Source organism: Winogradskyella bathintestinalis (assembly GCF_030407435.1).
In the GTDB taxonomy this organism is placed as follows: Bacteria; Bacteroidota; Bacteroidia; order Flavobacteriales; family Flavobacteriaceae; genus Winogradskyella; species Winogradskyella bathintestinalis.
The window spans coordinates 233,786-249,648 of sequence record NZ_JASDDK010000002.1 but is presented as its reverse complement, the minus strand read 5'-3'; the positions used below and the strand labels follow the sequence as shown (position 1 = coordinate 249,648).

General features: G+C 34.7%; 13 protein-coding genes. 3 read left to right on the top strand and 10 right to left on the bottom strand.

What is annotated here, in order from left to right; all coding sequences use genetic code 11:
• Positions 1 to 5: 5 nt before the first annotated feature.
• Together ccoS and QMA06_RS05970 are read right to left on the bottom strand one after the other, a co-directional pair.
• Positions 6 to 194, bottom strand: a complete 189-nt coding sequence (gene ccoS / locus QMA06_RS05975) for a cbb3-type cytochrome oxidase assembly protein CcoS (RefSeq protein ID WP_290205958.1) — start codon at positions 192 to 194, stop codon at positions 6 to 8.
• Positions 195 to 267: 73 nt separating this feature from the next.
• A complete protein-coding gene (locus QMA06_RS05970; protein ID WP_290205957.1) occupies positions 268 to 2,643 on the bottom strand; it encodes a heavy metal translocating P-type ATPase in 2,376 nt (791 codons plus the stop codon).
• Between the two features lie 105 nt (positions 2,644 to 2,748).
• Here QMA06_RS05970 and QMA06_RS05965 point away from each other — a divergent pair, with 105 nt between their 5' ends.
• Entirely contained in the window at positions 2,749 to 3,426 is a 678-nt protein-coding gene (locus QMA06_RS05965) for a Crp/Fnr family transcriptional regulator (RefSeq protein WP_290205956.1), read from the top strand.
• Between the two features lie 53 nt (positions 3,427 to 3,479).
• On the opposite strand, the gene QMA06_RS05960 is transcribed toward QMA06_RS05965, so the two are convergent.
• Together QMA06_RS05960 and QMA06_RS05955 are read right to left on the bottom strand one after the other, a co-directional pair.
• A complete protein-coding gene (locus QMA06_RS05960) occupies positions 3,480 to 6,755 on the bottom strand; it encodes a WD40/YVTN/BNR-like repeat-containing protein (protein WP_290205955.1) in 3,276 nt (1,091 codons plus the stop codon).
• Positions 6,756 to 6,829: 74 nt separating this feature from the next.
• Positions 6,830 to 7,378: a PepSY domain-containing protein gene (locus QMA06_RS05955; RefSeq protein ID WP_290205954.1), complete on the bottom strand. Its 549-nt coding sequence runs from the start codon at positions 7,376 to 7,378 to the stop codon at positions 6,830 to 6,832.
• Positions 7,379 to 7,624: 246 nt separating this feature from the next.
• Here QMA06_RS05955 and QMA06_RS05950 point away from each other — a divergent pair, with 246 nt between their 5' ends.
• On the top strand, positions 7,625 to 8,761 hold the full coding sequence (locus QMA06_RS05950) for a vWA domain-containing protein (RefSeq protein WP_290205953.1): 1,137 nt from the start codon (positions 7,625 to 7,627) through the stop codon (positions 8,759 to 8,761).
• Positions 8,762 to 8,847: 86 nt separating this feature from the next.
• Positions 8,848 to 10,305, top strand: a complete 1,458-nt coding sequence (locus QMA06_RS05945) for a MoxR family ATPase (protein ID WP_290205952.1) — start codon at positions 8,848 to 8,850, stop codon at positions 10,303 to 10,305.
• A gap of 149 nt (positions 10,306 to 10,454) precedes the next feature.
• Here QMA06_RS05945 and QMA06_RS16475 read toward each other — a convergent pair whose 3' ends face one another.
• From QMA06_RS16475 to QMA06_RS05920, 6 genes are all read right to left on the bottom strand, one after another.
• The gene (locus tag QMA06_RS16475) at positions 10,455 to 10,649 is read right to left on the bottom strand and encodes a YdeI/OmpD-associated family protein (RefSeq protein ID WP_318036598.1); all 195 of its coding nucleotides are present in this window, start codon (positions 10,647 to 10,649) and stop codon (positions 10,455 to 10,457) included.
• Positions 10,650 to 10,858: 209 nt separating this feature from the next.
• Positions 10,859 to 10,993 carry a YdeI/OmpD-associated family protein gene (locus QMA06_RS16470; RefSeq protein WP_318036594.1) on the bottom strand — a complete coding sequence of 45 codons (135 nt, stop codon included), beginning with the start codon at positions 10,991 to 10,993 and terminating at the stop codon, positions 10,859 to 10,861.
• Positions 10,994 to 11,085: 92 nt separating this feature from the next.
• Positions 11,086 to 12,717 carry a M1 family metallopeptidase gene (locus QMA06_RS05935; protein ID WP_290205951.1) on the bottom strand — a complete coding sequence of 544 codons (1,632 nt, stop codon included), beginning with the start codon at positions 12,715 to 12,717 and terminating at the stop codon, positions 11,086 to 11,088.
• A 48-nt stretch (positions 12,718 to 12,765) separates the two neighbouring features.
• Entirely contained in the window at positions 12,766 to 14,112 is a 1,347-nt protein-coding gene (locus QMA06_RS05930) for a M28 family metallopeptidase (protein ID WP_290205950.1), read from the bottom strand.
• Between the two features lie 6 nt (positions 14,113 to 14,118).
• Complete coding sequence (locus QMA06_RS05925) at positions 14,119 to 15,279, bottom strand: DUF6265 family protein (protein ID WP_290205949.1); 1,161 nt, start codon at positions 15,277 to 15,279, stop codon at positions 14,119 to 14,121.
• Positions 15,280 to 15,362: 83 nt separating this feature from the next.
• Positions 15,363 to 15,836: a nuclear transport factor 2 family protein gene (locus tag QMA06_RS05920; RefSeq protein WP_290205948.1), complete on the bottom strand. Its 474-nt coding sequence runs from the start codon at positions 15,834 to 15,836 to the stop codon at positions 15,363 to 15,365.
• Positions 15,837 to 15,863: the final 27 nt, after the last annotated feature.

Below are 15,863 nucleotides of genomic sequence, written 5' to 3'. Positions count from 1 at the left end.
AGTAATTATTTGATCTTAGTAGTTTTCATAGTTGATTTTGATTGGTCTTCTACCAGTTCGTCCTCAAAGAGCATACGAACGGAGGGTGTATAGCTGTCGTCGAACTGTCCTTTTCTAACGGCTACAATAAAAGCAACGAAGAAAATGATAGCCACAATGATGCTAACGGATAATAAAATATAAATAACACTCATACCTAGTGAAGTTATGGGTCAAAAGTAATATTGAAACTATAATTAAAACATGACATTTATCATATTGCATAATTTATTTTAATTTTCTTCCTAAAAGGTTTGTCGCAATAGTTGTAAAAACTACAATACTAATAGAACTCAAAGGCATTAAAATGGCCGCAACTACAGGTTCTAATTGCCCTGTGACTGCAAAGTATAAACCAATAACATTATAAAAGAATGATAATACAAAGCTCCATTTTATGATTTTTATTGCCGATTTAGACGCATTTATATACGAGAACAATTCTTCAAATTTAGTAGCGTCTAAAATGGCATCACAAGCTGGAGAGAAAACATTAACATCTTCAGAAATGGCTATGCCTACATCACTTTGTGCTAAGGCTCCGGCATCGTTAAGTCCGTCACCGATCATTAAAACTTTTGCACCTTCGGATTGATGGTATTTTATATATTCAAGTTTGTCCTCTGGTTTTTGGTTAAAAATCAATTTGGTTTTTGTAGGTAGTAATTTTTTTAAATTTTCGAATTCTCCTTCATTATCGCCAGAAAGAATGACCAAATCAAATTGTTGTTTCAATTGATTGAACAATTTTGAAACGCCTTTTCTGTAACTATTATAAAAGGTAAATTTCCCTTTGTAAACGTTGTTACTACTCACATGAACGGTGGTATTGAGAACCGTACTTGTATCTGGATTTCCTACAAAACTAGCTGAGCCAATTTTCAAATTTATGGCGGCATGTTTTGCTTCAATACCCTTGCCAATATGCTCCTCAAAAGCATCTAATGTAACTATGTTATTTTCTTTTAAAATGTGATATAAAGTTCTACTTAAGGGGTGATTAGAGCCTCTGAGGGAATTCTTCAAAACGATATTTTCTGAGTCGGAAAGGATAGCTCCATCGTATTCGGCATTACTATCTTTGTTGGACGTTATTGTTCCTGTTTTATCAAAAATTATAGTATTGATTTGAGCTAATTGTTCGATAACACTCGCATTTTTAATGTAGAACTTTTGTTTTCCAAAGATTCGTAGTAAGTTGCCAAATGTGAAAGGCGCAGAGAGTGCAATAGCACAAGGGCAGGCAATAATTAGAACCGCCGTAAATACATTCATAGCTTTACTTGCATCTGCAAATAACCAAAACGTAGTTGCTAGTACAGCGATAGTTAAAAGGGTAATAGTAAAATGTTTGCTAATGGTGTTAGTTATATTAGTAAAACCATCCTCCTTATTTTTATTGAATACATCGTTACTCCATAATTGCGTGAGGTAACTCTGTTCAACAGATTTCAAGGCTTCCATTTCAATAACACCGTTGGTTTGTTTACCACCTGCAAATAATTTATCTCCAGAATGTTTGGTAACCGTTTGGGATTCACCAGTAACAAAACTGTAATCTATTTTCGCTTTACCATTAATGAGAATGCCATCTACAGGAATTAATTCTTCGTTCCGAATAAGAATGCGATCGCCTTTTTCAATGTCATAAACCTGAATAGAGTTCTCGTCACCATCCTTATCAATTTTAGTGATGGCAATAGGGAAGTAAGATTTATAATCGCGCTCAAAGGAAAGAAAATCATAGGTTTTTTGTTGAAAGAACTTACCGACTAATAGAAAAAATATTAATCCGGCTAAACTATCGAAAAAGCCTGACCCAATATCGAACATAATTTCAATAGTACTTCGTATAAATAATACCGAAACTCCGAGCGCAATCGGAACATCAATATTAAGAAGTCGAGCTCTTAAACCTTTGTATGCTGAAATAAAATAATCTTGTGCCGAATAGAATACAATTGGCAAGGACATAGCAAACATTAACCACCGGAAAAACGGTTTGTATTGTTCTAGCCAAAATTCATCCACTTCAAAATATTCTGGAAAGGACAAAAACATAATGTTGCCAAAACCAAAAGCAGCAATACCGAGCTTATAAATTAAGCTACGGTTGATTTGTTGTTTTCCAGATTTAAAATCATCTAAACTTATATAAGGTTCATAGCCAATAGAACTTAACAGTAAGACTACAGATTTTAAATTCGTAGTTTCCGAATTATACGTTACTCTAACCGTTTTCTTACCGAAATTGACCTGAGAATCTGAAATATTCGGATTAAGTTTGTTGAGGTTTTCTAAAATCCATATACAAGAACTACAATGGATATGCGGAATATAAAGTGTGGCGATTTCAATAGAACCATCTCTAAATTCAGTAAGTTTTTCAATAATATTTTCCTGTGAGAGAAAATCATATTTACCTTCAATCTCTTCAGGAATGGCTCCTGGTGAATTTTGTAAATCGTAATAACAGGTTAAGTCATTTTCATTGAAAATTTCGAAAACGGTTTTACAACCATTACAACAGAACGATTTCTCCTGAAATGTTATTGATTGGCGATCACAATCATCACCACAATGAAAACAAGTGTTGTTTTTCATTTTAATATTTGCTCAATTATACCTGTGGCAAATATCACAATGCATTTCATTATAATCTATGATATTTATCATGTTTTGATTAACTTTGTCATTAACAATTTTCCTATGAGCAAGTGCGATCAATGTATTATTAGACAATTTAATTCTTTAAGAGCTTTAGGTAAAAACGATTTGATCCGATTAGCTGGATGCAAGACCTCTCGATTTGTTCAAAAAGGTGAGATACTCTTTAGAGAAGGTGAAAGTATCAATGGTATTTTTTGTGTAAAAGATGGGGTATGTAAACTGTCTAAATTGAGTGCCAATGGTAAAGACCAAATTGTAAAATTAGTAGTTAGAGGTGACTTAATTGGGCAACGCTCTTTAGTGTCTGATGAGAAATCAAATCTTACCGCGGTTGCCGTAAATGAAATGGAAGTCTGTTTTATCCCCAAAAGCGAAATTCTTCATGATTTATCTAAAAATGCAAAATTTTCTTTAGACATGTTACAAGAAATGGCTAAAGAACTTAGAATGGCCGATAATATCATAGTCGATATGGCTCAAAAGTCAGTGAAGCAACGTTTAGCTGATGTACTGATTTATTTACACGAAACATTTGATAAGGATGTCAATGGCTTTCTAAGCGTAGTTCTATCTCGAGAAGATTATGCAAGTCTTGTAGGAACGGCTACAGAATCTGCTATTAGAATTCTATCACAGTTTAAAAAAGAAGGTCTAATTTCTACCACCGGAAAACATGTGAAGATTGAAGATTTAGAAGGTTTACGACGGATAGAATAAAAAAACACCCTAAATAAATTAGAGTGTTTTTTAATGAAGTTCTAGATGTTATATTAATCGATACTAAAACGTTTCACCTCTTTGAATGGATTTGTTTTAATGACTTGCATTTTTTCTTGATATTCTTTCCAATCATTATTAAAAAAACTATTGGTTTCAGCAAACAAGGTATTCAAAGCCTTTTGAGCTTGATTAATTAATGTGGTTTCTGTAGAAGTTAAGCCATTCTGGCTTCCGTTAACATAACCACTTGCAGTACCGAGACGTTGTAAAGGAGTGACTTCAGGACTTCTAGTTATCCCTTGGCGCTTATCAACTTTGCCTAAATAGTTGTCGATTAGACTATCAATGGTTTTAATAATTTCACTGGAAGCTTTTATATTATCCTTGTATTTTTCTTTATCAAGTTCAGCTAAATCTTTCTTATAGTTTACGGCAATGGTTTTGCTTTCCACTAATTGTTTTACCGCATCAGCAGCGGTTTGTTGTAGTTGCTCTAACTGTTTGGATGCCGCATAAACTTCGTCAATATTTTTTTGTGAAACGTTTAATCTAGGGTCTGAAGCAATGGTTATATTAGTTTCGGAGGTTTGGTCACCATATTGTAATACCGCTTTATAAATCCCAGGTTTTACCGTTACACCTCCAGATTCTCTTGTGTTTTTTCGTAGTTTTCGTGATGGTCTGTCTACACCAGCTTCGCGCATTCGCCACGTCCACTTATGTACTCCATTTTCGTTTGGTGCTTTTCTTTTTAAAGTTCTTATTAAGCGATTACCGTCGTAAATTTTTAAAGTTAACGAATCCCACTTTTTATTCTCAACCCGTTCACTAGTTTCATCATTTTCCGTATCCTCATTTTTATCCTTTAGAATAGTCGGTTGCTCTTTTCCTGTTTTATCCAATTCTTTTTTAGACTTTTTATCTTTTGGATTGGTAATAGCGCCATTTTCCTGCATTTCTTTCATGTTGAACAAATATGAAAAACGGGCACCACCACCACGATTTTCTCCATGGTAAATAGCATCAGCACCAAATCGACTTCCTGTAGGTTGCTGGTATGCCGCTTGATATGCTGTTGGAGGTTCAAATAATTTTATAGTTGAAGACATCACCATTTTATTCTTAGCCATTTCTCGCAGCGGTCTAATATCATCTAAAACCCAAGCAGCTCTTCCAAAAGTGCCAATAACCAAATCGTGTTCTCGTGGTTGAATTACCAAATCCTTAACGGAAGTGGTGGGGAAACCTTCTGTCCATTTGGTCCATGTGTTCCCCGCATCAATAGAAATGTATAAACCATCATCTGTTCCTAAGAATAAGAGATTTGGTTCATCTAAATCTTCAACAATCGATAAGGTGTAACTCTCAACATCATTTTCATCAACAATACGTTCCCATGTTTTGCCATAATTTTTAGTTCTGTATGCATAAGGTGTATAGTTGAATCGTCTGTAATCATTGGCAATTAAAAGTGCTTCGCCTTTATTTTTATTTGATGCTTTTATCTGTGCAATCCAACTACCTTCGGGTAAACCTTTTAATTTTGATACATCATTCCAAGTATTCCCTCCGTCTGTTGTAAAATGCACACGGCCATCATCGGTTCCGACCCAAAGCATGTCTTTTTCAATAGGCGACGGTTCAATGACTAAAATTGTCGTATGATTTTCAGCACCTGTGGCGTCTAAAGTTAGACCTCCACTTTCTGATTGCTTTTGTTTTTCAGGATTGTTGGTAGTTAAATCTGGTGAAATTACAGCCCAAGTCTCTCCTTTATCTGTAGATTTATGTACAAATTGACTTCCAAAGTATATAGTACTATTATCAAATGGATCTACATTGATTGCAGAATTCCAATTAAAACGTAATTTCACATCTGGATCTGGATGCGTTGGTCGTACCATATAATTATTTCCAGTTTGCCAATCGTAACGGCTTACATAGCCTTGTTGGCTCATCGTCCAACCATATCTTGAGTCGTCCTTATCTGGAATTACATCAAAGCCATCTCCAAAACTGATTTCTTGCCAATAACTATTTCTTATGCCTTGCGCTCGCCAAACATAGGCAGGTCCTCTCCAAGAACCATTATCTTGCATTCCTCCATAAACATTGTAAGGAAAGTCATTATCGACATTAATATGATAAAATTGCGCTACAGGTAAATTACCAATAAAACGCCAGGTTTTTCCGCCGTCTCTTGTAATATTTAAACCGCCATCATTACCATCAATCATAAAATTACCATTCTCAGGATGAATCCACCAAGCATGATGATCGGGATGAATACCATTATCAACTCCATAAGCAGGCATTAATTGTTCAAAATTTTTCCCACCATCTTGTGATACATTTACATAAGTAAATACGGAATACACTCTGTTTTCATTTTCTGGATCGACGTAAATTTCAGAATAATAAAACGGTCTATTTCCAATATCATCTTTATCATTAATTTTTTTCCACTTAAAACCACCATCTTCACTTTTGTAAAGCGCATTTTTTTTAGCTTCAACCAAAGCATAAATAATATTGGGTTTGTTTGGGGCAATAGCTACTCCGATGCGTCCTAAATCGCCTTTTGGAAAACCATCGTCTTCAGTGATTTTTTTCCATGTCTTTCCTCCATCATGGGTGATATGTAAACCAGAACCTTCACCGCCAGAATTAAAGAACCATGGCTCACGTTTATGCTCCCAAAGTGTGGCAATTAATTTATTCGGATTGGTTGGATCCATTACTAAATCGGCAACTCCGGTTTTATTATTTACGAATAAAATTTTGTTCCATGTTGCTCCTCCATCAGTTGTTTTAAAAACACCGCGCTCTGGATGTTCTCCCCAAGGTGAACCAATTGCACCAACATAAACCACATCTGGATTCGTTGGATCTACGATGATGCGATGAATATGGCGTGTTTTTTCTAAGCCCATTGCCATCCAGTTTTTTCCACCGTCTAGGGATTTATAGACTCCATAACCACCATTTAATGAGTTACGAGGGTTTCCTTCTCCTGTACCTACCCAAATCACACTCGGATTTGATTGTTGGATTTCAACTGCTCCGATGGACGCTGTCACTTCCTTATCGAAAATAGGGTTCCAAGTAATGCCTCCAGAATTGGATTTCCATAATCCACCAGAAGCGGTGCCCACATACATTACATCAGGATTAGAATTGACTACATCAATAGCGGTAACACGACCAGACATACCGCCAGGTCCAATATTCCTAGGAGTCATATTTTTCACCAAATCCATTGAGAATTCTTGGGAGAAACTAAATGTTATACTAAATAGGAAAACAAGAGAAAATAAATATTTCATTTTTTATAAGATTGGTTGTGTAAAGTTTAAATTTAAGGAAAAAATTTTTAGATTTTAGTAATGCTATGATGGTGTTATTCTTTTAACTTTTTAATTTGTTTAGGTTTTAACCATAACCAAAAACCACTAAAAGCTAAAAGTATTAATCCTAAAGATGTGATCGTTGAATACAATAATTTTACTGGTGTCGATTGATTTTTAAATAAGAAATCTATTATAGAACCATCATGAATCATTTCAATAATATCCGCTGTTCGGTTTTTTTCTGAAACTATTTTTCCGGTATAACAATCAACTTGTAGTTCGGTGAAGTGATTTTCGAATCTAACTTTTGCAATGCCCTTGTTCGGTCTATAATCAATGCGATTAATCTCAGAAGAGAGATTTAAGGTTTTAACATGTTTAATCGCCTTATTTTTTATCTCATCTAAAGATATTAAAACCCTATCATTAGAAAGGGCTGTTTCTGATTTTGGTTTAAGTTGAAGTTGATCTTTCCATGTTAAAAGTAAACCTGTTGCTCCCAATAAAAACATAAAAAATACTAACGGCACAGCAATTGCACGATGCAGTTTTCTATACACTCTAGAGGTTTTTGCAAGTTGCTGTCGTTTTTGTTTCAAAATAAGGATTTTTATAAAATTAAAAGACGTCTAAAATATACAATCTTGATGGGAAGAAATCTTAAATTCTTGTTAAGGAAAGACATCATATTTAAAGTGGTGGGCAACCATAAATCACTTAGATTGTTTTAAAATTTCGACGTCTTTTTTTTGATTTTTAATTAGCGTTTATATTATAGTTAATTAAATGTTAGAATCGAAAATATGCAAATAAAGCAATGGTAAAATCATTATTTTTACATAGCTATGAATGATAACAGAAACAAGTCAGGCTTTGTATTTAAAACCTACGAAGCTCCCAACCAATCTCCTTTCGAAAAACTCTTCGAAATATTTAAGGAGTTGATTACACATACTTCGGGCGATTTTGATGAAGCTATAGACTGGTTGCGACAACTAGACAAGGAATATAAGTTGACGACACCAGATTATACTATCGATGATTTTATCGAAGATTTAAAAAAGAAGGGTTACATCCGAGAAGAAATTGATCCTACAGGTAATGGCAACGGTAAAGGTAAGACTACCATAACGGCAAAAACGGAACGTGCGATACGCCAACAAGCTTTAAACCATATTTTTGGAAAAATTAAGCGAAGCGGTTCTGGCAATCACAGAAGTAAAGGAGTAGGATTAGGTGATGAACATACAGGCGATTTTAGAGCTTACCAATTTGGTGACGCGTTAGATAAAGTATCCATGACTGAAAGTATTAGAAATGCTCAAATTAATAATGGTCTCGGTGATTTTAGTATAACGGAAGATGATTTGGTAGTTGAAGAAACCCTTCACAAAAGCCAAATGAGTACGGTACTTATGATTGATATTAGCCACAGTATGATTCTTTATGGTGAAGACAGAATTACACCTGCCAAAAAAGTCGCTATGGCTTTAGCTGAATTAATCACCACGCGCTATCCAAAAGATACTCTAGAAATATTAGTATTTGGAAATGATGCTTGGCCAATTAAAATAAAAGAATTACCGTATTTAAACGTCGGACCTTATCATACAAATACGGTTGCTGGATTGCAATTAGCCATGGACATGTTGCGCAGAAAACGAAACACTAATAAACAGATTTTTATGATTACGGACGGTAAACCGAGTTGCTTGCGGATGCCGGATGGTCAGTATTATAAAAATAGTAATGGTTTAGATCCGTTTATCACCAATAAATGTTATGCGATGGCCCAGCAGGCAAGACGCTTACATATTCCTATAACCACGTTTATGATTGCTGAAGATCCTTATTTGATGCAATTTATAAGAGAATTTACAAAAGCGAATAGGGGTAAAGCGTTTTATACCGGCTTGAAGGGATTGGGAGAGATGATATTCGAGGATTATGAGAATAATCGGAAGAAGCGAATTAAAGGATAAAATAAAGCTGTGGGCTTTTAGGTGTTAGTATTTTAACTCGTGTGGAGTTTGCTAATAGTTAAAATCCAATAGCCAAAAGCTAAAAAATGAAAGACATAAAAACACTAGGCAAATTAAAACAATCGGGTTATCAATCAAAATCTATTAAAGATGAATTGAGAGATAATCTTATTGAAAATATAAAAAATAAGAAAACGACCTTTGAAGGGATTCATGGTTATGAAAATACGGTGATTCCGGAATTGGAACGTGCTATTTTATCGCGTCATAATATTAATTTATTAGGGTTGAGAGGTCAGGCAAAAACACGTTTGGCCAGAATGATGGTGAATCTTTTAGATGAATATATTCCAGTGGTTGAAGGTTCTGAGATTAATGACGATCCATTAACACCCATTTCGAGATATGCAGAAGAATTGATTACAGAAAAAGGAGATGATACGCCAATAACTTGGTTGCATAGAGATGATCGATTTGCTGAAAAGCTAGCGACACCAGATGTAACTGTTGCTGATATTATTGGAGATGTAGATCCTATTAAAGCTGCGAATTTAAAATTGAGTTATGCCGATGATCGTGTCATTCATTACGGCATGATTCCTCGAGCCAATCGTTGCATTTTTGTCATCAATGAGTTACCAGATTTACAAGCCCGAATTCAAGTGGCTTTATTTAATATTCTGCAAGAAGGTGATATTCAGATTCGGGGATTTAAGTTACGATTGCCATTAGATATGCAATTTTTGTTTACCGCAAATCCAGAAGATTATACCAATAGAGGCAGCATTGTAACTCCTTTAAAAGATAGAATTGGCTCTCAAATATTAACGCATTATCCCGAGTCTGTAGAAATTGCCAGAACGATTACATCGCAAGAAGCTAAATTAGACGAACGTCAGTCGAGTTCGGTTTATGTGCCAGAATTAGCGAAAGATTTGTTAGAACAAATAAGTTTTGAAGCTAGAGAGAGTGAATATGTTGATGCAAAAAGTGGTGTGAGTGCTCGTATGAGTATTACCGCTTTCGAAAACTTGTTAAGCACAGCAGAAAGACGCGCTTTAATTTCTGGTGATGCAAAAACATCTGTAAGATTATCGGATTTTGTTGGTGTGATTCCGGCTATAACGGGGAAAGTTGAATTGGTTTATGAAGGTGAACAAGAAGGTGCTGATTTTGTTGCTAACACCTTAATGGAAGAAGCCGTTAAAACATTATTTCCAAAATATTTTCCGAAAGTTGAAAAATTAGAAAAGCAAGGAGAAGAAACTCCTTATGACGATTTAATTTCATGGTTTTTTAATGGGGATGGTTTTGAACTGCTTGATGATTTCAATGATGCTACTTATAAAGCGAAATTAGACGAAGTGACTCCTTTAGATGCGTTGATAGCCGATTATCAACCAGAGATTGATCCAAAAGATGTCTATTTCGAAAAAGAATTTATTCTTTGGGGTTTAACGCAGTTTAATAAATTGAGTAAATATCGTTATTCGGAAGGTATGCAGTTTAAGGATCCTTATGGAAGTTATATTAGTGGGTTATAGGTTATAAAACTTTGTTGAAAAATTTAAAGCGTCTCTAAGGTCCCCTCGAGGGAACATTAGTTCTAATATTATTTGGAGAATTGTCCCCTTGAGAGGACTTTAGGGGTGTAATAATTTATTTTTGAGCTTAATTATGTGTAAGCTATAACTTACCGAACATCACGACTTTTAATATTAGAATCGCAGAGTTTAATTATCTCTGCGATTCTTTTTTGTTGTGTCGTTTCTCTTTTTACTTGATTTAACCAATACAAGAAACTTTTTCTATAACTAGGCGCAAAGTAGTGGTAGTTTTCAAAAGAATTTTTGTTAGCATCAAAGGCGTTTTGAAGCTTCTCAGGAATAATGCCTCTTTCTATAGCATCTAATCCTGTCCAACTGCCATTTCTTTTGCAATTTTAATAAACAGGTGTCCACTTTGATGAATTAAGTTTTGTTGATACAAAGCCTTGATATAATTTTCATTGAGCGCACTCCAGACACTCTTTGGCTTTCGTGGGCAGAAATATTGTCGTCGTTTTCCGTTGCCCAAACTTTTAACGGTAGAATCTATCTAACCATAACAAAGTGCTACTTTAACGGCTTCTTCCCATCGCATAGAAGCTTCTTCGTGATTTATTTTATAGAAAATTAAGTGTACTCCTTTTATGACGTCATGATTGTTGTGTAACCATTCGCCATTCGACATCTGTTTTAAAGTATAATTCAAGTAACTCCATTAGCTTCTTTTCCGATTTTGCATATTTCAATGCCGAAGCTTCGAGACTAACAAGTCGTTACTTAAATTTCCTTTGAATTTACATAAAAATCACGATCAATCTTAATTTTATCAGTATCGATTTTTTTAGTCTGCCATTCCGCCTTTGGAAACAACCATTCTGTTTTATCATTAATTTCTATTTGAATTGGCATATCAAAACCGTCGACAATATTTATCCAACGGTATTTGAAGTCTTTATTTTTAACAGCGTATTCTAAGGTCGGAATTTTCGTGGTTCTTAAATATTGATTAAAAAACTCGGTTAAATCAATGCCCGCTTGTTCACTTATATAATCTTCAATCTGTTTTGTGGTTACTGTCTGATGATAAAATTCTGAATTCAACCCACGAATAATTTGTCGCCACTTTTCGTCATCTTCAATCAATTGTCTTAAGGTGTGCAGCATATTTGCACCTTTGTAATACATATCACTAGAACCTTCATTATTAACGTTATATTGCCCAATTAAAGGTTTATCATTCTGAATATTAGCGCGCGTACCAATCACATAATCGGCAGAGGCTTCTTTTCCGTAATAATAATCTAAGAACAGGTTTTCAGAGTAGGCTGTAAACCCTTCATGGATCCACATATCGGCAATATCCTTGTTGGTGATATTGTTGGCAAACCACTCATGACCAGCTTCATGGATAATAATAAAATCGAATTTCAATCCCCAACCGGTTCTCGATAAATCACTTCCTAAATATCCTTTCATGTATTTGTTTCCGTAGGTTACAGAACTTTGGTGTTCCATACCCAAATATGGGACTTCAACCAGCTTAAAACTATCTTCATAAAATGGATACGGTCCAAACCAATGCTCAAAAGCTTTCATCATCTTTGGGGCATCTATAAAATGTTTTTTAGCCTTGTCAAGATTATAAGATAAAACCCAATAATCCATATCTAGATCTCCTTTTTCGCCTTTATACATTTCAGAAAAATTCACATAATCACCTATATTTACATTGACGCCATAATTGTTTATAGGATTACTGACAAACCAGTGAGAAGTTACGGTGTTATTATCATTTTCGACCACTTCGCGTAACCGACCATTAGAAACATTGGTCAACCCTTTGGGATTGGTTACGCTAATGAGCATACTATCCACTTCGTCATACATGTGATCTTTGTTTGGCCACCATACACTGGCACCTAATCCTTGGTTGCTCGTAGCTATAAAGTGCTTTTTATTTTTATCTTTTTTCCATGAAAATCCACCATCCCAAGGTGCGCGTTTGGCTTCTTTAGGTTGTCCTTGATAAAATATTTCAAGAGCATGAAGTTCTCCTTTATGTTGATTAGAAATAAGATTGATGAAATAGGCGTTGCCGACCCGCTTAAAAGTTAATGATTTTCCATATTGAATCACCTTGGTAATTTCTAATGGTTCCTGCAAATCGATTTGCATTACCTTGTTTTTCTCTAAGACCTTATAATGAACTATATTTTTTCCTGAAATAAATTTCTCATCTGGTTTCACTTCAACATCTAAGTGATAATAGGTTAGGTCCCACCATTCGCGTTCTGGCGTAATGCTTCCTCTAAGTGTATCTTGTTTTGTGAAGTTGTTTTTATCCTGAAGTAATTGTGCTTCAGAAATAGAAAATATAAGCACTAAAAGAACAAGTATTTTATGTTTCATATTTAATTTATTTGTTGGCTTCGTCCCGTAGGGTAGACTAGGGTATATTTATCTCAAAATTTTATTAGGAAAAACTACTGGACTTTCATGCCCATTTTCTCCAACAGAAGCAACTCCAAAGAAGAAGTTATCAATGACGATGCCGTCTAATGTAAATTCATTGACATCTTCTAAATAACGACTATGATCCCAAGTAGATGAGGTGGTGCTTCTCCAATAAATCTTGTACCCTTTTGCGCCGTCAACTTTGTTCCATTGTAATTTAGCTGAAGCTTCTACGATGCCACCAATGCCAACATCGGTTGGTGCTGGTGGAGCAGAAGCAAGGCTTGCCATGGTAATAGCATTAACAGCGGTTAATTTTTTACAGTATGGAAAGTTAACATGCTTAAACGTATCTCCATATTCAATATCATTTTCAGTTCTAATATCTTGGTGCTGTTGTGTATAGTTTTCATGTGCTTCCATGATTCTTATACCAGGAAAGCCTGCATCGTTAAAAGGTCTGTGATGTCCACCGCGACCAAAACGGTCTAAACGATATATCATCATCGGATTCATTTCTGGCATATAAGCTTGTGTAGTTTTATAAACATATCGCGCTAATTGGCGTGAAATTCCATCAACTTCCCCACCATAAAAACGTCGTGCTCTAGCTTGATTAGCTAATTGTTTAGGATCTGTTTCTGAAGTTGTGATGGGTTCTGAGAAAATTCGGAAGGTTCTATTATTGATTACTCCATCAACACCACTAATGTTTCCTATCATGTCATTGTTTAAAACTCCAATAATATCCCAATTATTTTCTTTGGCATATTTAGCCATTCCTTGACCACCAAACAAACCTTGTTCTTCACCAGATAAACCCAAATAGATAATACTACTTTCAAATTTATAATTAGACAAAACTCTTGCAGCTTCAATAGCACCTGCCATACCTGTTGCATTGTCATTAGCTCCTGGTGAGTCTGAAGTGAAATCATTAGGGTCAGACACTCTAGAGTCAATATCACCACTCATAATGATAAAACGATTGGGATATTTTGTTCCTCTTTGGATCGCCACCACATTAACCACCATCACATCTTTTACGATACGTTGGTTGGCTCCTTTTTTTACTAAATCTTTTTGATAAAAAACGTCCAAGCAATTATTACAGTTTTTAGAGACGTCATCGAATTGCGATTTTATCCATCGACGCGCAGCACCAATACCTCTAGTTTCAGAAATAGTGTCACTTAAGGTATGTCGTGTACCAAAATCGGCTAACGTTTTCACATCGCTTCGTAAACGGTCTTCAGATACAGCACTAATAATATCATATATTTTTGAATCGGTTTGTGCAAAACAGGTAAATGAAAATAGAATGGTAAAGAGTGATACTTTATAGATCATACGTGCTTAATTTATAAGTTTTAAAGTTCCGAAAATATTAGCATCAATCCAACCTTTGTTTTTGTCTTCACCTTCTACATAGATAGAACCAATAAAGTTTTCACGTTCTTTACTATTATCATTATCGCAATAGGCTAGGGCAAAACCAATATTTTTATCAACCTGTAATTTTAATGGAGTATTTTCTTTATCGTCTCCATAAGTATCATCAAATAACGAAATTTTCACTTCCCAAATAGAGGTGTTTCCTGTTGTGATACGTTTGGATGCTATATGTGAATTGTAGAGTTTGCCTGTTTTTTCGGTAGACATGTCTACCACGTTTCCATCTAAAGCAATATGATATGCAAAGGCATTGTGAGTATATTGATGTTTTCCACCACTATTGTCTTCATCTATAAAAATTTCGAGGCAATCGTCGTCCCACCATGCCATTAAAGGGTCTGAATTGTTATCGATTAATTTATCATCTTTTATTTCGGCTAAAAGGTAGAGCGCATCTTCAGCCCAAGATAACTTGTAACGACCAGAAAAATCTTCTTTAGTATAAGGATTACCAAGCCATAACTGATCTAATGGGAGCCATGTTGTGTTTGCCCAAATTTCATCGTCCGCTTTTCCATCTATTTTTGGTTTTATGCTTGCTTTTTTTACACTTATAAGTTGATTGATCGGTTTGGTGGATTCGATTTTTTTTGTATAGTTAAATTTAACCGTTTCAACTTTTTCTTCCTCTTTAATATCAAAGTAGACATTCATTTCAGACTTACTTACTTTTTCGAATGTCATACCTTCAAAAACTACTTTGTTTTCTGTAATATATTTTAGAGGGAAATCCACAGTTTCATCTTTGGTTTCCCAACCTTTTAAATCTGGACCAAAGTGTTTTAACTGTAAGACTAAAGTGTTTTCGATTTCTCTTATGACTTCAATTTCGTAGAATGTTATTTCTCCTTCTGTAATCAATTTGAAAGTAGCCATCATAGAACCGCCCGAAGGTTCGCTCCAGATTTCTTCCGTAACTCCACCAAAAGCTTTTCCATGCCATGAGCCAGAAATCCAGGCTATGTTTTCTAATTTTGGTTCAAGAGTTCGAAACGCTTGTGCTTTACACGAAAACGCTTGAATTTGAGTTGCAATTATAGCAATAATAAGAAATGCTTTCATAGTTTGAATTTTAATTGAGATCCTTGGTTCGTCGTTTGGAATATTGAACAGAAGGACTGTTTTATGATTAAACTCGATAAATTTTACTGAATAAATGTTACTCGAGAAATCAGATCATTTTGAATTTCGTAAATAGCAATGGCATAAAATGTTTCACCTTTAATAAGTACTTTTTCTTTATCTATTACTTTATTACCAATTACGATCCTATTTACGATTTCGGCATTCAAATCTGGCACATTCTCAAAAAGTGTGGCATATTGTTCTTTAAGCAAATCCTTCCCTTCCGAATTTTGCTTGTAGGGGAATGAAAATAACTTAATATCGTCACTGTAAGTTTTTACAAAACTATTAAGGTCTTTATTGTTGTATGCTTCTAATTGCTCGTTCACAATATATTCTGGATTAGAATCTGTTTTAGAATTACTAATAAAAGTCATGGTCTTTATATTGTCGTCATCTGTTTCGTAAATAGTAACTTGCCTCTTCGTTGTATTGTTCACAGTTATTAATTCTTCATCTATGACCATATTTTTATGCGTAATTCGATTAATCACCTTAACTTTAGATTTTGCGTTTTTCTT